The organism is Ruegeria faecimaris (assembly GCF_900182615.1).
In the GTDB taxonomy this organism is placed as follows: domain Bacteria; phylum Pseudomonadota; class Alphaproteobacteria; order Rhodobacterales; family Rhodobacteraceae; genus Ruegeria; species Ruegeria faecimaris.
In genome coordinates this window covers 1,077,541-1,103,790 of the sequence record NZ_FXTE01000001.1, presented here as the reverse complement: position 1 = coordinate 1,103,790, position 26,250 = coordinate 1,077,541, and the positions used below count along the sequence as shown (strand labels likewise).

Genomic DNA, 26,250 nt, shown 5'->3' with positions numbered 1-26,250 from the left:
GTTCGTCCCCCCTCAGCGATGCAATTCTGCGCCAACGATCTCTTCGATGACCTGAGTACACACCCAGTTGTCGCCATTCGGGTATTTGGTTTTTCCTGCGTGAAAGATCTGCATTGCGGATGACGCTGTGTGCATTGGAACGCCCAACGAACCGGCCAGTGCCAGCGAGATAGTCAGGTCCTTGTGCATGGTTGCGATATGGCTACCGGTGGCCTCGAACTTGCGATCAATGATGTTTTCAAGGGCGGTATTCACGACGCCGCACCCCGCGCTGGATGAGGAGAACACATCAAGTATTGCCTGACCACTGACACCGGCTTTGGCCGCCAGGGCCGCAGCCTCGAATGTGGCGGAAAAGATCGATCCGATCAGAGATTGCAGGCAGGCTTTCACGGTTTGCCCGTCGCCGGCGTTTTCTCCGACCCGATGAATGGTTGCCGACACTGCCTGCATGACTTCTGCATTTCTGTCCAGCACATCCGCAGCACCGGCAGCCATCATCGTCAATGTGCCGTTCTGCGCGCCGGGGAACCCTCCCGAGACAGGGGTGTCTATTAGGTGGATGCCCGAGCCCTCCATATCCTGCCCGATGGCGCGGGCTTCGGCCGGGGTAATGGTCGCCGACAGGATGACCGTTCCGCCTTTCGCCATGTTCGGAACCAGCCCGTTTTCACCCAAGATGACATCGCGGGCCTGATCTCCGTTCATCACCATGACAAACACAGTGGCGGCGTGACGACCGACTTGCCCCACGCTGTCCTTGGGCCGGCCGCCCATGTCGGCAAATGCCGTCATGCGTGTCTCGCTCAGGTCGAAACCGGATGTTTCAAAGCCATTCTTGATCAGGTTTTTGGCAAGGCCGCTGCCCATGTCGCCAAGACCGATTACGCCTGCTGTTTTCATTTGGAATCCTCCCGTTTTTCCGCCATTTCGGTATGGCAGACGTTTCGAAAATTGATGCCTCCAGGCATCGGTTTTCGCGGGAGTTTCACGCGTCTTGAACAGACGTCGGGCGAGTCCGGAAGACACCCCGCTGCCCGTTTACGTGCCGTAAGTAAACGAGGAATACCGCGCACAGGCAAGCAAAGAAGTGTTACGGACGGAAAGAAACAGCCTGATCCGACGTGTCAGGAAAACGCCGCCATTATGCCGCGCAGTTCCGCCAGCCCGCGCATTCGTCCGATCAGCGGATAGCCAGGAGTGCTGTGTCCGCCCAGATCGCTCAGCAGCTCTTGTCCGTGGTCGGGTCGCATCGGAATTTGCCAGTCGCCCCGCCCTCGGGATTTGCGGCGGCGTTGTTCGTTCATCAGCTCGCGAATGGTGCCGACCATGTCGGTGTCGCCCTCCAGATGCGGAGCCTCATAGAAATCCGGCTTCTGTCTGTCCGACCCCGCGATGCGTCGGGTATTTCGCAAGTGAACAAAGTGAATCCGGCCGCCATGCCTGCGTACGAAGTCCGGCCCATCGAATTCGGAGGAAACACCCATCGATCCGGTACACAAGGTTGCGCCGTTCGCGGGCATATCAACCGCATCCAGAACGATGCCGTAGTCATTGGTGTTGGACATGATCCGCGGCAGACCGAGCAGCGAGAATGGCGGATCATCTGGATGACAGCACAAGCGCAATTCCAGTTCTTGGGCCACTGGGGCGACCTCAGACAAGAAGTCGATCAGGTTTGCGCGAAGCCGGTCACGGTCTATATGAGCATAGTTCTGCAACAAAGCGCGCACATCCTGCACGCTCCACTGATCGTTGGCGCCGGGCAGCCCCGCAGTGACATTGTGCTGCAACTGGGCCTTGGATTCATCCGACATGCGCATGAAGCGATCCTTGGCCGCTTGGCGGACGTCGCCGGAATAGTCTTCGGACGCGCCCGGACGTTCGAGAATATGTATGTCAAAAACTGCAAAATCGGTCAGGTCGAACAGCATGGCCGTTCCGCCATGCGGCTGTGGGGCACGAAGGGCGGTGCGCGTCCAATCCAGGATCGGCATGAAGTTGTAGCAAACAACTTTGACGCCACGGACGGACAGGGCCCTGAGGCTGGACTTGTACGCCTGCAGATGCTCGGCCATGTCTGCCGACTGCGTCTTGATAGCCTCCGATACGGGCAGGCTTTCGACAACGTCCCAACTGTACCCGGCCGCGGCAAGAACGGCCTGCCGTTCGGCGATGCTCTGTTCATCCCAAGGCTGTCCGGGCGGGGTGTGATGCAGCGCGGTGACGATTCCCTGAACCCCGACTTGATGGAGATCGGCCAGGGCGATCGGATCCTCGGGTCCGAACCAACGCCAGCATTGTTTCATGGCAGCCATCCTTCATACAGTGGGTGATCGGGCCTGATGGGAAGGGCAACGCGCTGCCCGGTGCGCGCCGCGTGATAAATCGCCGTAACAAGGCCGATGGACGCAGCGCCATCCTTCAGCGTAACGGCCGAATTTGCCTCGGACCGCAGCGCTTTGCCGACTTCGGTAAAAAAACCTTCGAACCCCGTTGGCTCGGCAGCGGCGGCGGCAAGAGCCGCGTCGATAGCGGCTTGATCCGCCGGGTCCCGCGCGGCGAATGTCCAAGGCGTTTGGCCCGGGGCATAGGGTTCCGTGCCAGAGGTGGCGGTCACCTTTTCAAAGACGAACCGCAGGCGGGTTTCGTCCGTGGCGGCGCCTAGTGTGATATTGCTTGTGCACAATGCTCCGGAAGTCATGCCAAAGCAGATCGCTGCGCAATCTTCGGTCTCGATCGGGTTGACCCGCGTTGTAGCCATTGCGGACACCCAAGCGATATCACCCGCAATATGAGTCAGCAGATCATGATTGTGGATGGCATGGCCAAGTACTGCGCCGCCGCGTTCACCGGCCCATGTTCCCCGCCACGGAACTGCGTAATAGTCTGCACCTCGGGACCAATGGGTTTCAAGCGCGGCAGTTTGAACCGCTCCGGTCAGGCCTGCGCGTTGCAGGTGGCGCAATTGGGCCAGAGACGGCCCCCACCGGTATTGAAAAACTGGAAACACATGCTTGCCAGCGCTGCTTGCGGCTGCCGTGATCCGATCCACATCCTGCAGCGAGGTCGCAAGAGGCTTTTCGCAGACAACGTGTTTTCCTGCGGCCAGTGCCGAAAGGGTGGTCGGTACATGCAGATGGGGCGGTAGGCAGATGTCGATGACATCAATCGCCGGATCATCCAGCGCGTCCTGAATATTGGTCAGAGAGCGAAAATCCGAGTTCTGTCGAATCTGTTCGATCCGGTCCGTATTCTGGTCGACCACAGCGGCTACGCGGAAGGTGTGGTCGAGCCGTTCCAGTGCGCTCAGATGTTGCGCACCGATACCAGCGCCAAGGATCGCAACGTTGATCATCTGCGTTCCGCCATTTCCTGCGCGTGCAGTGCCAGCCCCATGACCGTATAGCAGTGGGTCTGCGTCATCGCGGTTTCGGTCCGGTTACGGATGTCATCGGTGAGGCGCGAAAAGTAGGTAAGGCCGGCGTCGGATGCGTCGATCTTTTGGCAGGTTTCGCCGTTGACGATGATCAGATGGTCTGTCCCCGAGGCTCCACCCACATCGACGTATTTCCGTATCTCGATATATCCATCGGTGCCAAGGATCGTTAGGCGACCATCCCCCCAGTTTGGCAGGGCATCCGGCGTAAACCAGTCAACCCGGATATACCCGGTACCATTCTCGCTGCGCAGATTGAGCTCTCCGAAATCCTGCAACCCGGGATCCTTGGGGTTTGCGTAGTTCGCCACGTAAGCGTTTGTGATTTCCGCGGTTTCCGAACCTGTGTAATGCAAGAACTGATCGATCTGATGCGAGGCAATGTCGGTCAGAATTCCGCCATAGCGGTCACGCCTAAAAAACCACTCCGGCCGGGTTGCCCGGTTCAATCGGTGCGGGCCAAGTCCGACCGTTTGGATCACGCGCCCTATGGCACCGGCCTCGACCAACTCGGTCGCCATGGTGCTGACCGGCGTTTCAAATCGTTCGGAAAAATTTACCGACCAGATTCGACCGGTGTCCGCGACCGTTCGCTTGATCTGGTCGAGTTGCTCGAACGTCGTGCAGCCCGGCTTGTCGCTCATGACATCCATGCCGTTCTGCATAGCGCGAATCGTCAACGCGGCCCTATCTGCCGGAATTGCGGAAATCAGCGCTAGATCCGCCCCGCAGGTTAGGGCGTCTTCCAATCGGGCCAGCCGCGGAATATTGGGAAACCTTTTGACGTAGCCCGGTAGCGTTTCTGGATCGCCTTGTGTCCAGTAGCCGACACAGTCCACGCCGATTTTACGCATGTTTTCCGTCATGCCATAGATATGGCGGTGGTCCAGACCAAGGGCGACGCAGGTCAGGCTCATGAGGCGACTCGTGTTTTCTGGCAGGTTCGATTGGCGATCTGCATCGCGTCTATGACGGCGTGAGTCAAAAGGGCACTGCGTCCGCTGGCCAGCGGCCTCGTTCCACCGGCGACGGCCTTGGCGAAATCCTCGATAACCGTCTGGTGCCATTCATGGGTGAACGCCATGGGATCGGCCCCTCCGCCTGTGGCGGACGTTTCGCCAACCGTGGATTTCCGACCATCGAAAGTGGTCAAGGTCAGGACACCTGAATCCAGATGCGCTTTGGCGCGCGTGCCCTGGATCGTGATAGATTCAGCGGCCCCAGGATATTCGGCAGTAGTTGCCATCAACGTTCCCACCGCGCCGTTATCCATTTCAAGGATTGCACCTGCCCAATCCTCGGCCTCGAGATCGTGTAACGGAGTTTTTCTCATCATGGCTTGAATGCCCGAGATCGGCCCCAGCAGCCACATCGCAAGGTCAAGCGTGTGGATTGCCTGCGAGATCATGACACCGCCTCCGTCGCGTGCGTAAGTGCCGCGACCCGGCTCGTCATAGTAGCTCTGATCACGCCACCAGGGGACACGGATCTCCACCGTGGCGATCGCGCCCAGCTCACCCTGTTCAATGGCTGATTTCAGCGCCTGCGAAGCGGCGCGGGCGCGGTGCTGAAAGACTATGCCCAGCGGAACACCAGACACCTCGCACTGCTCGACAATGGCCGTCGCGGCGTCCAGCGTTCTTTCGATGGGCTTTTCCATCAGGATCGGTTTCGAAGCGGTCGAAAGAACCCGCACCAACTCTGTGCGCTGATCAGGCGGGGTTGCGATGATCGCAAAGTCGACGTCTGGTTCGTTTGCGATTTCCTCGACCGAGCTGAATGTGCGGGTGTCGTTTCGCTGCGCGAACTCAGCTGCTTTTTCAGGATTGCGCCCGAGGACGCCGGCAAGATTGAGGCCTTGGTCCGATGCCCGAATGGCAGCCACATGCGTGCCCGAAACCATCCCCAAACCAATCAGCGCAATATTCATTCATTCCCCCGGATCACCCGGTCAGTCTGCGGGTTCGAACGGGAAAGATGCAACCATTAAAAACTGTGTTAACAATTGCGGGCAGCAGTATCGGAGGAAGAATTGACCGATAATTTGAATGGCATGGCGGAAGACCTGTACTTGGGCATCAAGAACCTGCCGATCGTGTCTCCGCATGGTCACTGCGATCCGGGGTGGTTTGCAGCCGATGAGCCGTTTCCCAACCCGGCCGAGCTGCTGGTGGTTCCCGACCATTACGTGTTTCGTATGCTCTATTCGCAGGGCTTTCCCTTGTCAGAACTCGGCGTTGGAGAAGAGGGGCGAAAGAAGGATCCTCGCGCCGTGTTCCGCACCTTTGCCGAGCACTGGCATCTGTTTCTGGGAACGCCTTCCCGGATATGGATGAACTACGTGCTGCATGAAACGCTGGGCGTGTCTGAGGAGTTGTCTTCGCGCACAGCAGATCTGATCTACGACAAGATCGCCGAAAAGCTGGCGCGACCCGAATTTCGTCCGAGGGCTTTGTTCGACAGGTTTGGGATCGAGGTTCTGGCCACCACGGATTCCGCTCTCGACGCACTCGTGGAGCATCGGGAGATTCGTACAAGTGGTTGGGGCGGGCGCGTTGTTCCGACTTTCCGCCCAGACGGGGTTTTGGATGGGGCGGACCCGGAGTTCGTACAGAACCTGAACAAGTTGGCCGAGCTGACAGGCTGCGATCTGGGCAGCTATGATGGCTACCTCAACGCGCTGCGAATGCGGCGGGCTTATTTCATCCAGCTGGGATGTACTGCCACCGACCACGGTATCGAACGTGTGCAGACCGAGTGGCTGGACGACCCGGATGCGCTGTACCAACGGCTGAGACGGCGGGAAGGTACAGAACAGGGCGCGCGCCGGTTCTATGGACATATGCTGATCGAAATGGCGCAGATGTCTATCGATGATGGTCTGACCATGCAGATACATGCTGGCAGCAAGCGCAACACGAACGACGTGGTAATGCGGGACTTCGGACGGGACAAGGGGGCCGACATTCCAATCGCTATGAATTGGGTCACGGGCCTTGAGGCGCTTTTGAACCGGGTCGGAAACTCGGCGGAACTGCGCATCATACTCTTCACATTGGACGAAAGCACCTATGCCCGTGAACTGGCGCCCATGGCGGGACATTGGCCGTGCCTTAGGATCGGGCCGCCTTGGTGGTTCCACGACAGCCCAGCCGGTATAGCGCGGTATTTCGATCAGATTGTTGAAACGTCCGGATATTACAATCTGGCCGGATTCAATGACGACACGCGAGCTTTTCTGTCCATTCCTGCACGGCACGACCTGTGGCGACGGGGAGTGGCGATTCATCTGGCCCAGCAGGTTGCGCGCGGCTATTTCGGTCGGGACAGTGCCGAGCATCTGGCGCGGTTGTTAGCGGTCGATCTGGCGAAACAGGTTTACGGATTGCAAAGCTAGATGGGTACAATTCTTCACTTCGGCCTTGGAAACTTCGCCCGGGCGCATTTACTGGACTACACCGATCATGCGGGCGGATGGGGCGTTGTCGGCGTCAGCCTGCGTTCATCCTCGGTTCGGGATGGATTGGCGCGACAAGGTTTCGAGTACGATTTGTGCGTACAGGGGCAGGGCGTCCAGCGCATCAAAGCTCTGCGGGATGTTCTGGTCGCGCCCAAGGATTGCGCAGAGATTTTTGATGTGATGGCGGATGCCGAGATCATCTCGGCGACCGTCACCGAGAAAGGTTACCATTTGGACGCCGCGGGCAATCTGAACCTTCAGGACCCAGCGATTGCCGCCGATCTGGCAGGGCAATGGCCTGTGACGCTGATCGGTTTTTTAGCTTATGGCCTTGCGGAACGGTGCAAGCCAGTAACGGTGCTAAGCTGTGACAATCGCATGGAAAACGGCAAAACGCTCGAAATGGCAGTTGCCGATTTTGCGAATGCAGCCGGCCTGGACGTGAATTGGAATGCCGTTCGCTTTCCAAACGCGATGGTCGACCGGATCACCCCGGCTACCACGGACGCCGTTCGCGCAATCAGCGGCGATCCTATGGCTGTTCCGACCGAGGCGTTTTCGGAGTGGGTTATCGAAGACAGTTTCGCCGGTCCGCACCCGGATTGGCCGGGCGTGCAACTGGTCGATGACGTAGCCCCGCACGAGATGCGAAAGCTGCGCATGTTGAACGGTGCCCATTCCCTGTTGGCTTATGGCGGCTTGGAGCGAGGCCTGACCTACGTCCACGAAGCGGTTCGAGACCCGGTTTTGCGCCCGCTGGTTTCCGAGTTGATGAAGGATGCGGGCGCAACGCTGCCCGCAGCACTGCAAGTACAGGTTCCGGACTATGCCGAGGCTTTGTTGCGCCGCTTTGAAAACCTCGAGCTGGCGCACCGTCTGGACCAAATCGCGATGGATGGCAGCCAAAAGCTGCCGTATCGGTTTGTTCCCACACTCCGTGAGACCGGCTCTCAGGCGGTGATTGCAGGGATGCGGTCCTGGATCTCCTTTTGCATGTCCGAGGCCGCCAAGGGCAGGACGCTGAACGATCCTTGCGCGTTGGAAATCGCCTCGGCTGTCAAACAGCCAGATCCGGTAGTGCCACTTTTGGACCTTGTTGGCGCTGAGGATCTCGCGTCACTTATCCGGGAATGATCGCGCCGCGGAACTGAACAACGGTGGACGCCAGATTGTGTCCGGCCATCAGGGCCTTGGCCTGCGATTTTCCTGTCAGCAAGGCAGCGAGGTAGCCACCGTTGAAACTGTCGCCCGCCGCTGTGGTATCCAGCACGTTTTTGGCAGGCTCATAGGTTTGGTCAATGTTCTGACCAATGGGCAGAGGGCCATCCTCTCCGCGTTTCAATGCACCGACACCGTGATGATCGGCAAAGCGTGCCGCCACTTGATCCGCGCTTTCCCCGAACAGTGCCATCTCATCGTCGATGGATGGTAGGGCAATATCTGCACGCTGCCAAAGCCGTTGGTTGATCTGCCGGGCGTGTTCGACGCTGTCCCAGAGACGCGGACGAAAATTGCTGTCATAGACCAACCGAACTGAAGAGCCTTCTAGCCAGTCCAGAAGCGCAAGCCTCACCGAATGCGGAAGAATGGCCACGGAAATCCCTGACAAGTACAGCACGTCGTAACCTTTCAGCGAGCTGAAGTCATGATCGGCAAAAAGCTGGCGGGCGGCCGCCTCGCTGCGCCAATAGGTAAAGCTGCGTTCACCGTCCGCAGAGGTCGTGATCGCGTATAGTCCCGGAGAAGCGTTGGGAATGATGCGGATGCCGGATGTCCCGATTCCATGACTGGCGATAAAGCCGGCGATGCGCCCTGAGAACGGGTCGTCGCCCAGACATGTCATATACTCCACCTGCAGATCAGGAGCGGCGCGGTGCATGTAGATGGCCGTGTTCAGCGTATCCCCCGCGACGCCCACCTTTGCACCGGTTTCCAGCATGGACAATTCGATCATTGCTTCGCCGATGCAGGCAATTCGCGTCATTTCTTTTCTCTCTTCCAGATGATGAGACCGGCAGTCATGATTAGAACAGCCCCTGCCAAAGTGAATGCGCCCGGTACCGTGTCAAAGAACAAATAGCCCCAAATCGCAACGTAGATCAGGAACGAATAGGTGAATGGCATCAACTGGTTCGCCGTTCCGAACCGATGCGCGTTCGTCAATAGTTGATGCCCGCACCAGCCAAAGACGCCAAGGCCGATCAGTACAATCAGGCTCCACGTGTTTTCTGGCTGGACCCAAAACCATATGGCGAACGGCAGCAGAACCACCGTCCCGGTAAGCCCAAGGTAGAATTGCATGGTGTCCACGGCAACAACCCCGGACAGCTTGCGCGTCATGATCGAGTACAAGGCCAAAGCGGTGGCATTGTAGACGATCAACAGCATGGTCGGATGAAAGGCTGAACCAAACGGCCGCACGACAACCAACACCCCCAGAAAGCCCAGGGTAATAGCCGCCCAACGCCATGGACCCACGCGTTCTTTCAAAACGAAGACGGACAGAAAACACACGATGACCGGGCTTGAGAACATGATTGCTGACACGACGGTCAGAGGCAAAAACCGCAGGGCATAAAAATTGAAAACGGTCGCCGAGATCAGCAGCAAGGCCCGGCTAATGACCTGCCATGGATGGTCGGTCTTGAACCTGCTGGCCTCAATCCCGCCCTTGGCGATCACGCCCACAGAGATCACAAAGTGCCCCGCATAGCGCATGAATGCCAACTGAAATGCCGGCACGCCCGCCAACGCCAACCACTTGGCCCCAAGATCCACCAGCGAAAAGAATAGCCACGCCGTCAACATCAGCACGATGCCAAGGCGCGGCAGGTCCGCAGTGGGGCTGGCGGTGACGGCCATCGATCAGGTGTTGAAACGCTTGACGTAGTAGTCAACCATCTGGCTGACCATGTCGTCCGCCTGACCGTGGTCGCGCGCGTCAATCAGCGCCGAAAGCGCGCCCTGCGACATCACGCTGGTAACGCCTGCCTCGTGTGCCATGCGGTCATAATACCCAAGGTCTTTTGCCGCGTTCTTGATGGCAAAGGCCAGCTGATTTGGGTCATCCTCGACGCCGTAGGCTTTGACGAAATCCATCATTCCGGAATGCAGCGGCCCTGCGGCCATAACGTCATACACCTGCTTGCGGTCAACACCGGTAATATCTGCCATGGCAAAGGCTTCGGCCATTGCGTTCGCGACGGTCATTCCGAAGAAGTTGTTGATCAGCTTGATCGTGTGTCCGGACCCAACGGGGCCAAGGTAAAAAACGTTTTCGCCCAAGTCTTTCAGTGTCGGCTCGGCCTTGTCAAAGGCAGCCTTGTCGCCGGAAGTCATAATGTTGAGCTTGCCCGCTAGCGCGTGCGAAGGCGTACGGCCAAGCGGCGCATCAAGATAGCTTCCGCCGGCTGCGGCAACCTCCTCGGCCAAGGCGCGTGTGCTGCCTGGAAGCGAAGTGCCAAAGTCGATGACGATCGCCCCGGGTTTCAATCCCGAAATCACTCCATCTGCACCGCGCATACGGCCCTCGACCTGTTCGGAGGTACCCATGCACAGCATCACGATGTCACTGGCCTGAGCCAGCTCGTGGGCGTTTTCCATCTCGCGGGCTCCTCGGTCAATCGCGGCGTCCAGGTATGTGCGGTCGCGGTTTCCCAATACCGTGACCGAGTATCCTTGGTCCAACAGTCGGTTCACCATGGCTCCGCCCATTAGTCCCAAGCCGATAAACCCGATTGATGGTTTGCTCATTGGTTTCCCTTTCCGTAAATGTCTCTGGTTTTCATTCTTGTGTCTGGCGCGGGCGGTTTTGAAGTTCGGATGCTCATATTGCCCGGCGTGTAATCATAGGTTTTTGGGTGGCCCGGTTCTTCGCCGTGGCCGGATTTCCTTCAGGTCGGTGCCCGCGCTCGAGCTGACCGCGCTTTTAGCCCCTGTTCTATCCGTGATGTGACCTCGAGCGTCCGGGCCGCATCCTCGACGTCGATCAACGGTGAGGCGCCGTCGATCACGTCAAGGAAGTGATCCAACTGGGCCTCCAGCGGCTCGCGTTTCTGTTTCGGTCGTAGAAGTTGGTCTTTTTGGGCCGCAGTGCCCCAATCCTTTCCACGCCACAGGGTCATGGAAGGAAAACTTACAGCGCCCTTGGTTCCAGTGATCCACATCATGTCCTGTCGGGTTGTGCCGATATTCGGGTTTTCGCCGGTTCCGGCCTCAAACCCCCAAGGGCTGGGTGCGGTGTCGGCAAAGCTGATAGTGCCCGTTGCGCCGTTTTCGAACGCGATCGCGATAGCCCCGCTTTCTATCCGATCTGATCCGCGGATCGACGCGCCAGGCAGGGCGACGACATCTGAGATTTCTCCGATCACAAAGCGCATGACATCGATATCATGCACCAGGTTGATCATGACTGGGCTGCCATCGAAAGTCCGCCAGTTCTGTTCAAAATAACTCTCGGGTTTGCGCATGGCCCACAGCAACGAGACGTTGATAACTTGTCCGATCGTACCTTGCGCGATCACTTCTTTCAGTTGCTGCAAGGTTGTGTGATAACGCCGATGGTGGCCTACAAGGCTGCGGACATTAGCCTGGCGAACGGCCGTCCTCAGGCGCAGGGCATCATCGACTGATGCGGCAACCGGCTTTTCGATTAGCATGTGCCAACCGCGGGATGCGGCCAGAATGCCATGTTCTGCATGCAGGCGGGTCGGCGTCGCAATGATGACGCCATCCACCGGGTCCTGCACCTCGTCCACACTAGCAAAACGCGGCACGTCTATCTTGATCGAGCCATCTGGATCGGCCAACCCGACCAACATACAGCCGGGATGCTCAATCACGGCGCGGACGTGGCGGATACCGATCAATCCACCGCCGGCTACAAGGATCCTTTTCACATCACCGCTCCGATTTGCCAGGGAACGAATTCGTAGTCACCCAAGCCCTGCGCCTCGGACTTGGTCCGCGCGCCCGAGGCGACTTGGAGCAGCCGTTGGTATATTTCCCGTCCTTTTTCTTCGACGCTGGTACCTTTGGTCAGAATGTCGCCCGCATCCACGTCCATGTCTTCGGGCATGCGCGCTGCCAACTCAGAGTTAGTAGCGATTTTCAGCGTGGGTGCCGGTTTGGACCCAAATGCAGAGCCGCGTCCCGTGGTAAAGCACACAAGGTTGCACCCGGCCGCGATCTGCCCGGTCACCGAGGCCGGGTCATATCCGGGGCTGTCCATGAAGGTGAAGCCTTTGGCGGTGATGGGTTCGGCGTATTTGAATACACCGGTCAAAGGGGTGGTTCCGCCCTTCGCCGCTGCCCCCAGCGATTTCTCAAGGATGGTCGTCAGACCGCCTTGCTTGTTGCCGGGGCTTGGGTTGTTGTCCATCGAACCGTGATTGCGAGCGGTATAGTCCTGCCACCAATCGATCAGTCCGATCAGTTTGTCCCCAGTTGCACGACCAAGGGCGCGGCGGGTTAAAAGGTGTTCGGCTCCATAGATTTCGGGCGTTTCCGCAAGGACACCTGTGCCGCCTTGGGCAATCAACAGGTCGCAGGCATGTCCGAGCGCAGGGTTCGCGGTCACACCTGACCAAGCGTCCGATCCACCGCATTGCAGCGCAACCATCAGTTCGGACGCCGGGGCTTCGCTGCGCCGCGCCTCATTGGCAAGGGGCAGCATCTGGTTGATCTTGCTGATGCCCATTTCCACGGTCCGGCGCAATCCGGCGACGTTCTGGATGTTCATCGTATGGAAGGTGGGGCTCTGCTTCAGCCCATACGCGTCCAACAGCCAGTCGATCTGGTTCATCTCGCAGCCCAGACCGACCATCAGAACAGCAGCGTGGTTGGGATGTTTCGCAAACCCCCACATGACCCGTTGAAGAGCTTCGAAACCGTCGCCAGAGTCGGCCATTCCGCAGCCCGTTCCGTGGACAAAGGCAACCACGCCGTCGACGTTCGGAAACTCTGCCAGCTTGTCCGGTGTGAAGTGGTTGGCAATCATGCGGGCCGCAGTCGCCGAACAGTTCACGGTGGTCAGAACCGCGATGTAATTGCGCGTACCGAACCGACCGTTGTCCCGGTGGTAGCCCATGAACGTATCGACCGAGGTGGCGGGTTTCATGGGCCGGTGGTCCGTCGCAAACTCGTAGTCCACGCTGGTATTACGGAACTCGATATTGTGGGTGTGCACATGGTCGCCAGGTTCGATCCGTTGGGTGGCGTAACCGATAATCTGGGCGTATTTTCTGACCGGATCACCGGGTGCAAGCATACGCGTGGCGACCTTGTGTCCCGAAGGGATGCGCGCATTGGTCGAGACATCTTCGACCATACTACCGGCCTCCAGCGGCCGAGTTGCAACCACCACGCTATCCGTTCGATCTAAACGTACAAAAGTCATAATCAGCTTTCTTGGCGGCAGCAGCTAGGCGCAGAACGGCGAGTCCGATGTCCACCGGTGAATATCTATATGCGGCTGTCCGGACAGCCTTGCTCGTGCCGCTTCCCAATTGGACTTACAGACGCGCCAATCTCGCAGCTCGGTTTCGGGGTGCGATCTGGACCTCGCGATGAAGCTGGGGAAATGATCTCGACCGGTGGGTTGGCCTGTCGCACTGAAGCGGATGTCGAACGACCAGCGGAACCGGTCCGTTTCATTGACCAGCGAAGCATGTGGCGTCAGAGGGTGAAACAGGATGATCCCGCCTGCCTTGACAGGAAGGGGCACGGCTCGGTCTTCGTCAATGAACCCGTCGGCAATGCCTGTCTGTGTCCGCGCGCAATGCGGCAGGATGGATTGGTCTTGTGCCTTTGGAAGCACTTGCAAGCAGCCGTTTTCAACCGTTGCATCGTTGACGGCAATCCAAACCGTGACCATGTCGGTCTGGTCCGCATCCTCCAACGCAACCGCCCGGTCCTGATGCCAGTCCGTTGCGGTGATATGCGCGCGCACCTCGTCCTTGCACAGCTTAAGGGCAGGGGGCTTCAGCCGAACGTGCTGGATCGGATTGCTGACCAACTCTGGCCCGATCAACTGCTCGACAACGTCAAGCATGGGCTGGGCCGTCAGCAAGTCGAACACTGCGGGCCCAATATGTAACGGTGTGTCCGCCATGATCCGATCACCGGGCAGCGAGATGTCCAGCGGCTGGAAATAGTCGCAACCGGCCTGATAGGCGGACAGAAGTTTGTCCCAGAAGGTCATTCTCGACGGCTCGTTCTTGACCAGCCCTTTGTTGTACCAACCGTCATAGAGCCGGTTCAGGACATCCGAGTATTCGGCCTGTACCCGATCCAGGACATCGCCGGGAATTACATCCTCGACCACGAGGTATCCGTCCGTCCGGAACTTGCCAATCTGATCTTGTGTCAGCATGGGTGCAACCTCACAACAGCAGCGCGATGATGCCCGGCCAGATCAGAAGAACGGAAAGCGCCAGCAACTGGATCCCGATGAATGGCAGGAAGCCGCGGAAGATATCCGTCAGGCTGATATGCGGCGGGGCTACCGACTTCAGGTAGAACGCGGCCGGTCCGAAAGGTGGCGAGAGGAAGCTGACCTGCATGTTCATACAGAACACGACGCCGAACCAGATGGCGACATGACTCGGCTCTAGCTGGCCAAAGACCCCGATTTCCTCAATGGGAAGGCGCAGGACGATCGGTAAAAAGACCGGAATGATCAACAGAACGATGCCGACCCAATCCATGAATGCGCCCATGAACAGCAAGATCAGCATCATCACCAGAATGACCAGCATGGTCGGCAGCTCCTGGCCGACGATCAGGTCGGCCACGTATTGGGGCCCGCCAGCAATGGTGTAGGCACCCGCCAGCGCGGCGGCCCCGATCGTAACCCAGATAATGGTACCTGTGGATTTTAACGTCCGCATCAAGCTGTCCCAAACCAGCTCAAACGATCCCTCGCCCCGCAGGATAGCGATGATCAGGACGGCGAAGGCGCCCATGCCTGCTGCCTCGGTGATGCCTGTGATCCCGCCATAGATCGAGCCGAGAACGACGCCGATGACGACCAGCGGTGCAACGAGGCCTTTGCCCATTTCCCACCCTATTTTGGCGCGCTCTCTGCCAAAGACGAAGAAGATCAGCAGTAGGGCGACGATCGTGATGCCGGCAAACCAGGGCAGGTAGTCAGCTGTCCCCAGCCGCGCTGGTTCACCCTGGCTGGCAGCGTTTGATCCGGAAAGCTCGAAGAACGCAGCCCGGATAAACAGAACGGTGGAAAATCCGGCGACGACGATGCTCATGAAAGCCCCAAACAGTTTGCGTTTTTCAGCCGGTTCGGGGTCGTTCGGGTCCGGCTCCGGCAGCGGAGCGTGATGAGGATTCAACTGCGTGCGGATGATGATGTACAGGATGATCATCGAGGCCAACATGAAGCCGGGAATGAAAGACGCGGTGAACAGCGACTTGATCGAGGTTTCGGTGATCAGCCCATAGATGATCAGAACGATCGAGGGAGGGATCATAGTGCCAAGCGACCCCGAGGCGCAGATGACGCCGATCGCGAGATTCTGATCGTAGCCGAGGCGCAGCATCTGGGGCAGGGCGATAAGGCCCAGCAGGACAACCTCACCGCCGATGATGCCGGACATGGCCGCCATGATCACCGCCATGATCGAGGTCACGATTGCGATGCCGCCGCGTGTTCTGGACAGCCAGACATTCAACGACGAATACATGTCCCGCGCGATCCCGGACCGCTCTAGCAGCGACGCCATGAAGATAAACAATGGAACTGATATGAGCACGTAGTCCGTTAAGAGCCCGTATATCTTCTGCGCCAGAATATAGAGCGGCCCAGTGCCTGGCCGACCGGTGAGAACCCCGTCGCCGAACGAAAACGGGTTCAAAAGCAGTGTCGGTTCAAACTTCAGGACCAGAACCAGAACAGCAAGAGAAGCCGAGGCCAGACCCAAGGGCATTCCGATCGCCAGAAGCACGATCAGGGCGACCATCAGGATGAGTGAGATTGTTCCAATATCCATCAGTCTTGTCCCACCGCTCGTTTGATCATTTCAATTTCGTCTTCGTCCGGTTCATCTGTGTGGATTTCCGGTTCTTTGTTCCAATCCGCGATCAAGTTCAAAATTGCTTGCATTGCGACGAGCGTAATCACGATCAGCACCATCGGCTGCAACGTCGCCGGGATCGGAGGATTGAAGGCGGAGCCATAAAGCTCCCATTTATAGAGCTTGTTGACGAACACCTGTTTGTAGCTGCCGTAGACCAGAAAGAAGGCAAACAGTACGATCAGGATTGTCGAAACCGTATCAAAAACACGCTGAAGCCAACGTGGAACTGCGTCGTACAGCAGGAATATTCGAATGTGACTGCGTTGTTGCATGGCGTAGTAGCCAGACATCAAAAACACAAAGCTGGCGAACCAGAGTGTCATTTCGTTGGCCCACTCGGTCGGCTTTTCCAGGATATAACGCATGAAGACTTCGTAGAGCATGACGACAGTCATGATTGCGATCATCATCATGGTAACTCGGCCTATGAACAGGGCGAAACGATCCATAACCGTCGAGCCTTCGAACTCCATTGTCGCTGGGCGCACGGTCTTGGTGCCAAACACTGCAAGAAACGGTAGAAGGACGAGCGCGGCCACGTCGATGATGTCGACATACCCCCCGAACACGCCAGGTAATTCGGGCGTGACGTCGCTGCGCAGATATATTTCCGTTACCTGGCTTTTGAGGGATTCAGAGGTGTAAGGCAGCCAATCCAATAGGAATGCCGGGAGATGCCAAACAAGCCAACTGGCAGTCGCGACGAAGGCCAACGGTATGAGCCATTCAATTGGTCCGCCTGAATTCTTGTGCATCGCGTAACCCTCGTCCCTATCCTTCGATCCTGTAGTGATCGATAAAGTCTCGATCCGGCTCGACCCCCAGTCCGGGGCCAGTCGGGATCATGACACGGCCGTTGTTGGCCTTGACCTGATTTTGAATTTCCAGCGGTACGGTCAGCAGATCGTCCCGAAACTTGTTGTCCGTCGTGTCGAACTCCAGCATCGGCTCCCAAGGATGCAAGCCGCCTGGAATTGGGGGCATGGCCGCCAGTAAATGCAGATTAGTTGCGACAGCGATGGCGCTACCCCAGACGTGATTTACGACCGGAGTGAAATGTGCGTGGCATAGTGCTAGAATCCTGAGATACTCTGAAACACCGCCCAAAGCGCATACTTCTGGCTGCGCTATATCGATGCCGCGATTTTCAAGAAGATTGCGCCAAGCCCAGCGATTGAAAACTGCCTCCCCGCCCGAGATGTTGACTTTCAGCGAAGTGCGCAATTCGCGGTACCCGTCAATGTCTTCTGGCGCGACAGGTTCTTCGAACCAATATACGTCCAGTTCTTCCAACGCCCGACCGACAAAAAATGCGTCCGAAGTCGTATAAGCATGGTTTGCATCGACCATATAAGGAAAGTCGTCACCAACTCCGCGTCGAACTGCTTCGCACAGCTTCACATCAGGCTTCGGGCCAAAGCCCGTTTTCATTTTGGTGGCGGTAAATCCCATTTCTTTGATCTTTGCGGCTTCCTCCTCAAAACGGCTGGCCAGACTAGAAATCGGTTCATCCCGAAGCATCATGCCGTAGCCGTAGCAAGGAACGCTTGTGCGATGCGCGCCGCCGACAAGCTTATGGAGGGGGAGGCCAGAGATTTTGCCGGTGATATCCCAAAGTGCGATGTCCACCCCGGACAAAGCCTGTATTGGCATTCCGCTTTGGCCATGGTCTCGCAGAAGGTTGTACACCTTGTGCCAGATCACGTCTTTGTCCAAAGGGTCCATGCCAAGGACCAATGGTTGGATTACCTTTTCTACGATAGACTTGTTGGCAATGGCTACGTTTCCGGGACCAAAACACTCCCCCCAACCGGTTACCCCTTCATCTGTCTGAATCTCGACCAGATGGGTTGTACGCTTGTCATAATACTGTTGCGAGTAGCCCAGAACTTCCGGCATGTCGTACTGCAGTATGTGACTTATTATTCTGTTGATTTTCATGAAGTTCTGGATCCCGGCGCCAATCCGGAGGGGCCGCTAGTGCGGCCCCTCCGTGCGTCGTAATTCGGTCGAAGCCTGACTACTGCATTGCTCCCAGGTCACGCAGGAAGTTGATGTGGCTTTCCAAAAGCGCCTGTGCCTCAGGGGTCGTCGCAAATTCAGTCCAACCGACCTGAACGGCCGCGCGATACGCTGCCAGGTCTTCAGGCGACCATTCGTACAACTGAACACCTTTTGCTTTCAGGTCTTTTGCAGTCTGAGCGTTCTGCACTTCATTGATTGTGGCATTGTGCAATGCCAAGCTATCCATTGCGACTTCCATGATCTTCTTGTGGTGCGCAGGCATAGCTTCCCAAACTTCTTTGCGACAGGCTAGGTGATCTGCCGGCATCGAGTGAAAACCGGGATAGTTTGTGTGACCTGCGATCTCGTACAGACCCAGTCCCACGTTGTTAGTCAGGTTCGCGGCATCCGCGCCATCAATGATACCGGTTTCCAAAGCCGTAAAGATTTCGTTGAAGTCCATAACGATCGGAGAAGCACCAAGTTCCGCGAACACTTTGGTCGCAAGGCCTGGAGGGGAGCGGAATTTCCAATCTTTGAAGTCGTCCACTTTTGCAATCGGCTTGGTCGAAGAAAGCGACTCCGGCCCGGGAATCCACCATCCGATGAACTCCATGTCGTAGCCGTTGTATAGATCATTCACAGCTTCTCTTCCGCCGCCATGAAGAAGCCAAGCCATTTGCTGATATGGGTTCTGATACCCGCCGAGCAGGTCGCCCGCAAACTGGAAGGCCGGATTTTTACCGGTCTGATAGCCGCCGCCCGTCATGTCGCAGTCCAAAATTCCCGTAGCAGCGGCATCGAAGGTTTCAACTGATTTGACCACCGAAGAGGAATAGAACATTTCAACTTCGATTTCGCCGTTCGACATCTCCTGAATGTCTTCAACAAATTTTGCAGCCATCTGACCAGAAAGAGTTTCGGGCGAAAAATGGGTTTGAATTCTAAGTTTCGTTGTTTCAGCCATCGCGAAACCGGCTGCCATTGTCGTGGCTACGGCCGCCACGGCCGCTGTCTTGACTATTTTCATGGTGTCCTCCCAGACGTTGAGCATTGCGCTTAGTGGGAGATCTTGTCGCCTCCGCTGCTGTCACGCAGATAGACGTTAAGCCGACGAATCGAATGCAACAAGAAAAATTTGAAATTTCTAAAAATTTCGAGATTATTGCATAAATTCGAAAAATTGCTTACGACGCTACTTGGACAAAAATTGAAGGCGCATACCTGGATGAAAGAAGAAATCGATATTTATCAAGACCTTAAAATGCGCCTAATCTCTAATGGATTTGAGCATGGAGCCAAGGTGAGAGCCGAAGAACTTCGTAATGAGTATGGCTGTTCTGCGAGTGCGGTTCGGGAAGTCCTTTTTCGTTTGGCCGCTGTTGGATTGGTGGACTTTCAGGAACAAAAAGGTTTCCGCGTGCCGATGCGTTCGCCGCAGAAGCTTATCGAATTGACACACGTCCGTGTTTTGTTGGAGGCCGAAGGCACTGCGATGTCGATCCGCAATGGCGGAGTGGATTGGGAAGCAAGATTGACGGCCGCTCATCACAAACTTAGCCATATCGAAAAACGCATACACTCCACAGACGACCCGAGCGGCCTTATCGAGATATGGTTTGCCTCGGAGAAGGAGTTTCACCAAACGCTTATTTCTGCCTGTGGCTCGGAAACCTTAAAACAAATGCATAGCCGAGTTTACGCGCAATTCAGACAGCAATTGATGGTGGCAGATCGGAACTTTGAGTTCATTTCTCAAAACATAAGACACCATGCCGATATACTTGAAGCAGCATTGTCAGGGGATGAGCAGTTAACACGAGAAAAGATTCACGATCATCTGAAACGCCACCTAACTGGAAAGACGATGGGCGACTAAAGCCGAAAATCGTCTTCCAAATACACCTGAATGATTTCGTCGAAGCTTGATTCCGCCTTGAACCCCAACTCCCGAGCGCGATCTGTTTGAAAGTCGCGCGGCCAATTCTTGACTATTCGTTCGATTGCCTCGTCGGGTTCTCGCCTGATGAGGCCAACTGCATCTTGACCGGCCACATCGCGCAGCGCTTCGATTTGTTCGGCGACGGTGCAACTTACGCCCGGCATGTTTAATGCGCGTCTGTCATTCAAAAGCTGCGTGTCCAGTGTTGCTGCTTGGGTCAAAAAAGTCGCAGCGGCGCGGGGGCTGGCGTGCCAGTGGCGAACAGTTACGGCAACTGGTAAGACAGCCTCATCCCCATTCAGTGGCTCTCGGATTATACCTGAAAAGAAGGAAGAAGCGGCAGCGTTGGCCTTGCCCGGGCGTACACACAAAGTGGGCAAGCGCAAGGAAATACCGTCGATGTATCCTTTCCTGCTGAAATCCGTGATCATCAACTCAGACGCTGCTTTCTGCGCTCCGTAACTGGTCAAAGGTGCCGAGAGGAACTCATCGCCAATCTTTTCAGGGAACGGTGCTCCGAAAACTGCTATGGACGAGGCAAAAACCAGACGAGGCGTGTACTCGCCTCCTGATGCCGCGTGTTCATCTCTGAGTGCATTCAGCAGTGCCCAGGTCGCCATAAGGTTGACATCCCAGCCCAACGCAAAGTCTTTCTCAGCTTGGCCTGAAACGATAGCTGCAAGGTGGAATATGACGACCGGGCGCTGAGCTGCAACAGACTTGGCGATGCCTGGCGCAGTCAAGTTCCCCACAATTTGCTTACCTGGCGCACTGTCGAGCGGGAACGAGAGATCGAACAGTGAGATTTGGGCTTCTGGTCCAAAAGTTTCTTGGGTCGAAATTCTATGAGCCAGTTTCTGGCCCAGCATTCCTCCACCGCCTAACACAAGGATCCTCGTCACAGCATCCCGTTCCGTTTTTTAAGTTCCAAATACAAGGCCGAATGATCCAGCTCAGCCCCATCCATTTCGTTTATCAAATATTCGAAACGGTCGCGCACAGATTGGGTGCTGGGTAGCTCAACGCGAAGGCTGCGCGCTTCCTCTAGTGTGTTGTCCAAATCCTTTATTTGAAACTTAGACAAACCTCCGGGTACAAAATTTCCGTCAGACATGCGTTCGCCATGTTGTTGCAAAATAATGCTATCCGCAAAGCCCCCCTTCAGCGCGGCCCTCAACGCGGTTGGGTCTGCACCGCCTTGCTGAGCCAGTAGTGTCGCTTCGGCGACAGCAGATATTGTCACAGCGACAATTGTTTGATTGGCCAATTTGCACAATTGACCGGAACCACTTGGGCCAACATGCACAGGCCGGCCTATTGCTGTCAGAACCGGTCGCACGCGCTCCATAACGTCCTTATCACCACCGACCATGATCGCAAGGGTGCCAGCTTCGGCACCTTTGGTGCCACCGGAAACCGGGGCGTCCAGATGCTGCACCCCCATCGAGGATAATTGCGCGGATTGCTCTCTGGCGTGTTCGGGTTTAGCGCTGGACATATCAATCCAGATCATCCCCGGTTTGAGTTGTTCGCGGAAAGCCTCGTCAGAAAGTAGCGCGCCGGTCGCGTACCCATCCGACAGCATGGTTACTATTACGTCTGCACCCGAAACCGCCAGCGGGGCAGTTTCCGCCAATGTCGCGCCTTCTGCCGTCAACGGTTTTGCCTTTTTCAAGCTGCGGTTCCATACGGTTAGCGGAAATTCGGCGCGCAAAATATTCCTCGCCATAGGAGCGCCCATCAGGCCGGTTCCCAATAGAGCTACTTTGAACTGCTTGCTCATAATCCTCTGTCCTTCCGAAGGTGCGCCACGCATGGTTATGGCCAAACCAAAATCTCTGTCATACGCTAACGGCTCTGGGCCCACATGCCAGAAGTCGTTGCAAATCCGCCAAGGTTTCTCTGCTTCTCGCTTGATCTGTGGGACGAAGTAACACTTGTCCAGTCGCCACTTTTAGGGTCGGAAAATATATATGTCAGAGAGACTTAAGGGAAAAAACGTCCTGGTCACAGCCGCCGCGCAAGGGATCGGACTTGCAAGCGTAATTGCGATGGCAAGAGAGGGTGCGAAAGTCTATGCGACGGATATTAACCCTGGAAATTTAAATTTGATTCGCGATCAGAATCACGAAAATCTCGAAATTTTCGAGATGGATGTGACGAATAATGACAGTATTCATCATGGGGTCGCGCGAGCGAAGCCGGACGTTTTGTTCAACTGCGCCGGGTTCGTGCATCACGGAACGATTCTGGATGCGACCGATGAAGAATGGGACTTCGCCATGGACCTTAATGTGCGCTCAATGGTGCGCACGACAAAGGCTGTATTGCCGGGGATGCTAGAGCGCGGAGGAGGCTCGATAATCAATATGTCTTCCGCACTGGGTTCCATAATCGGTGCGCCAAATCGTTGTGTATATGGAACGACAAAGGCTGCTGTTGTTGGGCTGACTAAATCAGTAGCCGTGGACTTCATAACACAAGGAATTCGGTGCAATTGCATTTGTCCGGGAACAGTCGACAGTCCCAGCTGGCGTGACCGCGTAGATGCGTTGGGAGAGCAACTGGGCAGCAGAGAAGAAGCCCTTGCACAATTTGTTGCGCGTCAGCCTATGGGGCGTGTGGCGAAGGCAGAAGAGATTGCCGCATTGGTCGTCTATCTGGCGAGCGATGAAAGTGCATTCACCACAGGACACACGCACATAATTGACGGGGGTTGGTCAGGCCAATGACAAAAGTATCAAAAAACGATTTGCGATCTCGCAAGTGGTTCATGAATTCTGAGAACCTTGAGATGACTGCATTGTATCTGGAAAGATACCTGAATTACGGTTTGACCCGTGAGGAACTGCAATCAGGCAAACCGATCATTGGCATTGCCCAGACCGGCAGTGATTTGAGCCCCTGCAACCGGCATCATATCGAATTGTCCAAACGTGTTCGCGATGGAATCATCGCCGCCGGGGGAACGTGCATCGAAATACCGGTCCATCCGATACAAGAGACCGGTAAACGGCCAACGGCCTCACTCGACCGCAACCTGGCTTATCTGTCCTTGGTTGAGAGTCTATTTGGGTATCCGATTGATGGCGTTGTTCTCAACATTGGTTGCGACAAGACCACGCCCGCACTTCTTATGGCCGCTGCGACTGTCAACATCCCGGCGATCGCCCTGTCGGTCGGCCCCATGCTCAACGGTTGGTGGAAAGGTGAACGCGCTGGATCGGGCACGGTTATATGGAAAGCGCGCGAAGACCTTGCGGCTGACGAAATCGACACCGATGAGTTCATGGAGATCGCAGCCGCCGCGGCACCTTCGGTTGGTTATTGCAATACGATGGGAACAGCAACGACCATGAATTCGCTTGCTGAAGCCTTGGGAATGCAATTGCCGGGATCAGCAGCCATACCTGCCCCGTATCGAGAGCGCGGTCAAATCAGTTATGAAACGGGTAAACGCATTGTGGACATGGTCTGGGAGGATCTACGCCCCAGCGATGTGATGACACGTCAGGCTTTTGAGAATGCGATTGTCATAAACTCGGCGATTGGCGGATCGACGAACGCGCCGATTCACCTGAATGCAATCGCCCGGCATCTTGGTATTCCATTGAACAACGATGACTGGCAGAAACTTGGCCACGAAGTTCCTCTGTTGGTTAACATGCAGCCTGCGGGCAAATATCTGGGCGAAGATTACCAGCAGGCCGGGGGTGTTCCCGCCGTTGTCGGAGAGCTTCTTGATGCTGGATTGCTGCCGCATCCCGATGCGATAACGGTGAACGGTAAGACGATGGGCAATAACTGCTCGACGCGCCGGTCTCAGAATAGCGACGTAATCAAGCCTGTCAGTAGCCCGGTTAAGCAACAGGCGGGGTTCATCAATCTCTCGGGCAACTTGTTCGAGAGTGCGATTATGAAGACATCTGTGATCTCACAGGCATTTCGAGAGACCTACCTGTCGAACCCGGATGATCCTAATGCATTCGAGGGCAGGGCGGTTGTGTTTGATGGGCCCGAGGATTTTCACCATCGGATCGATGATCCCGCAGAAAACATCGACGCAAACTGTATTCTGATTATGCGCGGAGCGGGACCAAAAGGATACCCGGGTGCTGCAGAGGTCGTGAACATGCGGCCGCCCGCATATTTGTTGAAACAGGGCATCGAAGCTCTTCCTTGCATCGGTGATGGACGGCAATCCGGTACATCAGGAAGTCCGTCTATCCTGAATGCCTCACCCGAAGCTGCAGAGGGTGGTGGGTTGGCCTTAGTGCGAACTGGCGACCGACTGCGCATCGATCTAGGTAAAGGCACAGCAGATATGCTGGTTTCGCTTGAAGAACTGCATGAACGCGCCCGCGATCTGGAGGCAAAAGGTGGGTATTCAATGCCGCCCAACCAATCCCCGTGGCAGGAAATATTTCGCGAAAAAGTGGATCGGTTGGATCGCGGTATGACGCTCAAAGGTGCAGAAAACTACCGCGATATTGCGCGAGGCTTCATGCCACGCGACAATCACTAAAAGGAAAAGAAATGAAACTAGTTCGTTACGGAGCCGAGGGCTCGGAAAAGCCTGCCCTGGTCGACTCGGAGGGGCATTTGCGGGATCTGTCCGCTCACATCAATGATATCACCGGCGAGATTTTAGATGACGGAACTCTTGATAGTCTGCGCTCATTAGATCCGAGTAACCTGCCAATTGTGGAGGGTGATCCTCGTATCGCACCGTGTGTCGGCGACATCGGTAAATTTCTTTGCATCGGTTTGAACTACTCGGACCATGCTGCAGAAACCGGCGCAGATATTCCCGAGCATCCGATCCTTTTTTTCAAGGCTAACTCTGCGGTCATTGGGGCATATGACGAGGTTGTCATGCCGCGGGGATCTACACACACCGACTGGGAATGCGAACTGGGCGTCGTCATAGGCAAAACAGCCAAATACGTTTCCAAGGCCGACGCACTCGAATATGTTGCGGGCTATTGCATCGTAAATGACGTGTCGGAAAGGCATTTTCAAACTCAACTGACCGGTCAATGGACCAAAGGAAAATCGTGCGACACATTTGGCCCTACCGGCCCGTGGCTAGTGACCCGGGATGAAGTGCCTGATCCTCAAAGTCTTGGTATGTCACTGGATGTAAACGGTCAGCGCATGCAAACCGGGAATACTGCTACGATGATTTTTTCGGTTGCCGAGATCATTGAGCATCTAAGTCAACTTTTCACATTGCACCCCGGTGACGTCATTTCAACTGGAACACCGCCCGGTGTTGGAATGGGGATCAAACCGGAGCCAATTTATCTGAAAAAAGGCGACGTCATGGAGCTTCGCATCGATGGGCTTGGTGTTCAGCGGCAAAAGGTTGGTCAAGATGACTGACTTGTTGCAAATCGGAGGGATCACTGAACGGATGCGAGAGCGCCTGTCCGCAGCGTTCGACATTCATCAATTGGACAATTTCAACGTGGAAAGTGTTACGCATATTGTAACGAACGGACATGATGGTGTTCCCCATGACCTGATGACATCACTCAGTAACCTGAAGATGATCAGTGTCTATGGGGTCGGTTACGACGCTGTCGACGCAAATGCTGCGGTTGAGCGTGGGATTGTTGTTACGCACACACCCAATGTTTTGAACAAAGAAGTCGCAACCACCGCCGTTCTGCTGTTTCTGTCATGTTATCGAGAGCTCATACGTGACGATGATTACGTTCGGTCCGGACGGTGGGAAGTTGAAGGTAATGCCCCTTTGACGCGATCAGCGGACAATCAAAAGATAGGCATTCTTGGTCTTGGTCGCATTGGTCAGGCGATCGTTGATAAGTTGGAGCCGTGGGCCCCCGAAATTTCTTATCACACCCGCAATCAAAAGGATGTCCCGTACCCGTATTTCGACAATTTGGTTGAAATGGCAGAACATGTGGACGTCCTCATATGCATCACGCCCGGCGGTCCTTCGACCAACAAGTTGGTCAATGCTGAGGTGCTGCACGCGTTGGGGGCAGGCGGCACTCTGATAAACGTTAGTCGAGGTTCGATCGTCGACGAAACTGCCCTCATTAATGCATTGCAAAACGGTGAGCTCGGGTGGGCAGGGCTTGATGTTTTCGAGGACGAACCGCGTGTTCCAAAAGCATTGCGCGAGCTGTCCAATGTCGTTCTGCTCCCTCACGCTGGTAGCGCGACTATTGAGACGCGTGCAGCTATGGGTGACCTAACTGTCGACAATCTCCTGCAACACCTTAAGGACGGATCGGTGATCACAGCTGTGCCGGAATGCAGAGATCTGTAAAAGGTCAATCTG

The 26,250-nt window shown here is 56.0% G+C and carries 23 protein-coding genes and 1 pseudogene; 7 read left to right on the top strand and 17 right to left on the bottom strand.

Going from position 1 to position 26,250, the window contains the following annotated elements; translation table 11 throughout:
• Positions 1–12 precede the first annotated feature (12 nt).
• From FN806_RS05465 to FN806_RS05445, 5 genes are all read right to left on the bottom strand, one after another.
• Positions 13–903, bottom strand: coding sequence for an NAD(P)-dependent oxidoreductase (locus tag FN806_RS05465; RefSeq protein ID WP_142634794.1), 891 nt, complete (start codon positions 901–903; stop codon positions 13–15).
• A gap of 224 nt (positions 904–1,127) precedes the next feature.
• On the bottom strand, positions 1,128–2,309 hold the full coding sequence (uxuA, locus tag FN806_RS05460) for a mannonate dehydratase (RefSeq protein ID WP_142634792.1): 1,182 nt from the start codon (positions 2,307–2,309) through the stop codon (positions 1,128–1,130).
• Complete coding sequence (locus FN806_RS05455) at positions 2,306–3,358, bottom strand: Gfo/Idh/MocA family protein (RefSeq protein WP_142634790.1); 1,053 nt, start codon at positions 3,356–3,358, stop codon at positions 2,306–2,308. The genes uxuA and FN806_RS05455 overlap by 4 nt, the downstream gene beginning before the upstream one ends.
• Positions 3,355–4,356 carry a Gfo/Idh/MocA family protein gene (locus FN806_RS05450; RefSeq protein WP_142634788.1) on the bottom strand — a complete coding sequence of 334 codons (1,002 nt, stop codon included), beginning with the start codon at positions 4,354–4,356 and terminating at the stop codon, positions 3,355–3,357. Before FN806_RS05450 ends, FN806_RS05455 begins: the two co-directional genes overlap by 4 nt.
• Complete coding sequence (locus FN806_RS05445) at positions 4,353–5,369, bottom strand: Gfo/Idh/MocA family protein (protein WP_142634786.1); 1,017 nt, start codon at positions 5,367–5,369, stop codon at positions 4,353–4,355. The genes FN806_RS05450 and FN806_RS05445 overlap by 4 nt, the downstream gene beginning before the upstream one ends.
• A gap of 123 nt (positions 5,370–5,492) precedes the next feature.
• Between FN806_RS05445 and uxaC the strand changes: the two genes are divergently transcribed.
• Positions 5,493–6,836, top strand: coding sequence for a glucuronate isomerase (uxaC, locus tag FN806_RS05440; protein WP_142635168.1), 1,344 nt, complete (start codon positions 5,493–5,495; stop codon positions 6,834–6,836).
• Positions 6,837–8,033 carry a mannitol dehydrogenase family protein gene (locus tag FN806_RS05435; RefSeq protein ID WP_142634784.1) on the top strand — a complete coding sequence of 399 codons (1,197 nt, stop codon included), beginning with the start codon at positions 6,837–6,839 and terminating at the stop codon, positions 8,031–8,033.
• On the opposite strand, the gene FN806_RS05430 is transcribed toward FN806_RS05435, so the two are convergent.
• The 10 genes and pseudogenes from FN806_RS05430 to FN806_RS05385 form a co-directional block, all read right to left on the bottom strand.
• On the bottom strand, positions 8,020–8,883 hold the full coding sequence (locus FN806_RS05430) for a sugar kinase (RefSeq protein ID WP_142634782.1): 864 nt from the start codon (positions 8,881–8,883) through the stop codon (positions 8,020–8,022). The two genes, FN806_RS05435 and FN806_RS05430, sit on opposite strands and share 14 nt — an antisense overlap.
• Complete coding sequence (locus FN806_RS05425; protein ID WP_142634780.1) at positions 8,880–9,761, bottom strand: DMT family transporter; 882 nt, start codon at positions 9,759–9,761, stop codon at positions 8,880–8,882. Before FN806_RS05425 ends, FN806_RS05430 begins: the two co-directional genes overlap by 4 nt.
• Positions 9,762–9,764: 3 nt before the next feature.
• Positions 9,765–10,694, bottom strand: a pseudogene (locus tag FN806_RS05420) (NAD(P)-dependent oxidoreductase); the annotation flags it as partial.
• Positions 10,695–10,792: 98 nt separating this feature from the next.
• Complete coding sequence (locus FN806_RS05415; RefSeq protein WP_142634776.1) at positions 10,793–11,797, bottom strand: Gfo/Idh/MocA family protein; 1,005 nt, start codon at positions 11,795–11,797, stop codon at positions 10,793–10,795.
• The gene (locus FN806_RS05410) at positions 11,794–13,296 is read right to left on the bottom strand and encodes a UxaA family hydrolase (protein WP_142634774.1); all 1,503 of its coding nucleotides are present in this window, start codon (positions 13,294–13,296) and stop codon (positions 11,794–11,796) included. The genes FN806_RS05415 and FN806_RS05410 overlap by 4 nt, the downstream gene beginning before the upstream one ends.
• Before the next feature lie 24 nt (positions 13,297–13,320).
• Positions 13,321–14,271: a phytanoyl-CoA dioxygenase family protein gene (locus tag FN806_RS05405; protein WP_142634772.1), complete on the bottom strand. Its 951-nt coding sequence runs from the start codon at positions 14,269–14,271 to the stop codon at positions 13,321–13,323.
• A 10-nt stretch (positions 14,272–14,281) separates the two neighbouring features.
• The gene (locus tag FN806_RS05400; protein ID WP_142634770.1) at positions 14,282–15,904 is read right to left on the bottom strand and encodes a TRAP transporter large permease; all 1,623 of its coding nucleotides are present in this window, start codon (positions 15,902–15,904) and stop codon (positions 14,282–14,284) included.
• Positions 15,904–16,746 (bottom strand): TRAP transporter small permease subunit, encoded by an 843-nt coding sequence (locus tag FN806_RS05395; protein WP_246097147.1) that lies wholly within the window; start codon positions 16,744–16,746, stop codon positions 15,904–15,906. Before FN806_RS05395 ends, FN806_RS05400 begins: the two co-directional genes overlap by 1 nt.
• A 16-nt stretch (positions 16,747–16,762) precedes the next feature.
• Positions 16,763–17,932, bottom strand: coding sequence for a mandelate racemase/muconate lactonizing enzyme family protein (locus tag FN806_RS05390; protein ID WP_142634768.1), 1,170 nt, complete (start codon positions 17,930–17,932; stop codon positions 16,763–16,765).
• 79 nt (positions 17,933–18,011) lie between these two features.
• Positions 18,012–19,025 (bottom strand): TRAP transporter substrate-binding protein, encoded by a 1,014-nt coding sequence (locus FN806_RS05385; protein ID WP_142635164.1) that lies wholly within the window; start codon positions 19,023–19,025, stop codon positions 18,012–18,014.
• Positions 19,026–19,223: 198 nt separating this feature from the next.
• Here FN806_RS05385 and FN806_RS05380 point away from each other — a divergent pair, with 198 nt between their 5' ends.
• Positions 19,224–19,874 carry a GntR family transcriptional regulator gene (locus FN806_RS05380; RefSeq protein ID WP_142634766.1) on the top strand — a complete coding sequence of 217 codons (651 nt, stop codon included), beginning with the start codon at positions 19,224–19,226 and terminating at the stop codon, positions 19,872–19,874.
• On the opposite strand, the gene denD is transcribed toward FN806_RS05380, so the two are convergent.
• A complete protein-coding gene (denD, locus tag FN806_RS05375; protein ID WP_246097145.1) occupies positions 19,871–20,806 on the bottom strand; it encodes a D-erythronate dehydrogenase in 936 nt (311 codons plus the stop codon). The genes FN806_RS05380 and denD overlap by 4 nt on opposite strands.
• A gap of 29 nt (positions 20,807–20,835) precedes the next feature.
• A complete protein-coding gene (locus FN806_RS05370) occupies positions 20,836–21,720 on the bottom strand; it encodes an NAD(P)-dependent oxidoreductase (protein ID WP_142634762.1) in 885 nt (294 codons plus the stop codon).
• A 190-nt stretch (positions 21,721–21,910) separates the two neighbouring features.
• Between FN806_RS05370 and FN806_RS05365 the strand changes: the two genes are divergently transcribed.
• From FN806_RS05365 to FN806_RS05350, 4 genes are read left to right on the top strand one after another with little or no spacing between them, the layout of a single operon-like run.
• The gene (locus FN806_RS05365; protein ID WP_142634760.1) at positions 21,911–22,669 is read left to right on the top strand and encodes an SDR family oxidoreductase; all 759 of its coding nucleotides are present in this window, start codon (positions 21,911–21,913) and stop codon (positions 22,667–22,669) included.
• A complete protein-coding gene (locus FN806_RS05360; protein ID WP_142634758.1) occupies positions 22,666–24,462 on the top strand; it encodes an IlvD/Edd family dehydratase in 1,797 nt (598 codons plus the stop codon). The genes FN806_RS05365 and FN806_RS05360 overlap by 4 nt, the downstream gene beginning before the upstream one ends.
• Positions 24,463–24,473: 11 nt before the next feature.
• Positions 24,474–25,322 (top strand): fumarylacetoacetate hydrolase family protein, encoded by an 849-nt coding sequence (locus FN806_RS05355; protein ID WP_142634756.1) that lies wholly within the window; start codon positions 24,474–24,476, stop codon positions 25,320–25,322.
• Positions 25,315–26,238 (top strand): 2-hydroxyacid dehydrogenase, encoded by a 924-nt coding sequence (locus FN806_RS05350; RefSeq protein ID WP_142634754.1) that lies wholly within the window; start codon positions 25,315–25,317, stop codon positions 26,236–26,238. The genes FN806_RS05355 and FN806_RS05350 overlap by 8 nt, the downstream gene beginning before the upstream one ends.
• The last annotated feature ends 12 nt before the right edge of the window (positions 26,239–26,250 follow it).

Excerpts from the sequence above, each read along its gene's own strand:
- FN806_RS05405 (WP_142634772.1), bottom strand. The coding sequence starts at position 14,271 with ATGCTGACACAAGATCAGATTGGCAAGTTCCGGACGGACGGATACCTC.
- FN806_RS05370 (WP_142634762.1), bottom strand. The coding sequence starts at position 21,720 with ATGAGCAAGCAGTTCAAAGTAGCTCTATTGGGAACCGGCCTGATGGGC.
- denD (WP_246097145.1), bottom strand. The coding sequence starts at position 20,806 with ATGCTGGGCCAGAAACTGGCTCATAGAATTTCGACCCAAGAAACTTTT.
- uxaC (WP_142635168.1), top strand. The coding sequence starts at position 5,493 with ATGGCGGAAGACCTGTACTTGGGCATCAAGAACCTGCCGATCGTGTCT.
- FN806_RS05350 (WP_142634754.1), top strand. The coding sequence starts at position 25,315 with ATGACTGACTTGTTGCAAATCGGAGGGATCACTGAACGGATGCGAGAG.
- FN806_RS05380 (WP_142634766.1), top strand. The coding sequence starts at position 19,224 with ATGAAAGAAGAAATCGATATTTATCAAGACCTTAAAATGCGCCTAATC.
- FN806_RS05390 (WP_142634768.1), bottom strand. The coding sequence starts at position 17,932 with ATGAAAATCAACAGAATAATAAGTCACATACTGCAGTACGACATGCCG.
- FN806_RS05455 (WP_142634790.1), bottom strand. The coding sequence starts at position 3,358 with ATGATCAACGTTGCGATCCTTGGCGCTGGTATCGGTGCGCAACATCTG.
- FN806_RS05410 (WP_142634774.1), bottom strand. The coding sequence starts at position 13,296 with ATGACTTTTGTACGTTTAGATCGAACGGATAGCGTGGTGGTTGCAACT.
- FN806_RS05425 (WP_142634780.1), bottom strand. The coding sequence starts at position 9,761 with ATGGCCGTCACCGCCAGCCCCACTGCGGACCTGCCGCGCCTTGGCATC.
- FN806_RS05450 (WP_142634788.1), bottom strand. The coding sequence starts at position 4,356 with ATGAGCCTGACCTGCGTCGCCCTTGGTCTGGACCACCGCCATATCTAT.
- FN806_RS05430 (WP_142634782.1), bottom strand. The coding sequence starts at position 8,883 with ATGACGCGAATTGCCTGCATCGGCGAAGCAATGATCGAATTGTCCATG.
- FN806_RS05400 (WP_142634770.1), bottom strand. The coding sequence starts at position 15,904 with ATGGATATTGGAACAATCTCACTCATCCTGATGGTCGCCCTGATCGTG.
- FN806_RS05395 (WP_246097147.1), bottom strand. The coding sequence starts at position 16,746 with ATGCACAAGAATTCAGGCGGACCAATTGAATGGCTCATACCGTTGGCC.
- FN806_RS05360 (WP_142634758.1), top strand. The coding sequence starts at position 22,666 with ATGACAAAAGTATCAAAAAACGATTTGCGATCTCGCAAGTGGTTCATG.
- FN806_RS05465 (WP_142634794.1), bottom strand. The coding sequence starts at position 903 with ATGAAAACAGCAGGCGTAATCGGTCTTGGCGACATGGGCAGCGGCCTT.
- FN806_RS05365 (WP_142634760.1), top strand. The coding sequence starts at position 21,911 with ATGTCAGAGAGACTTAAGGGAAAAAACGTCCTGGTCACAGCCGCCGCG.
- FN806_RS05355 (WP_142634756.1), top strand. The coding sequence starts at position 24,474 with ATGAAACTAGTTCGTTACGGAGCCGAGGGCTCGGAAAAGCCTGCCCTG.
- FN806_RS05385 (WP_142635164.1), bottom strand. The coding sequence starts at position 19,025 with ATGAAAATAGTCAAGACAGCGGCCGTGGCGGCCGTAGCCACGACAATG.
- FN806_RS05445 (WP_142634786.1), bottom strand. The coding sequence starts at position 5,369 with ATGAATATTGCGCTGATTGGTTTGGGGATGGTTTCGGGCACGCATGTG.
- uxuA (WP_142634792.1), bottom strand. The coding sequence starts at position 2,309 with ATGAAACAATGCTGGCGTTGGTTCGGACCCGAGGATCCGATCGCCCTG.
- FN806_RS05435 (WP_142634784.1), top strand. The coding sequence starts at position 6,837 with ATGGGTACAATTCTTCACTTCGGCCTTGGAAACTTCGCCCGGGCGCAT.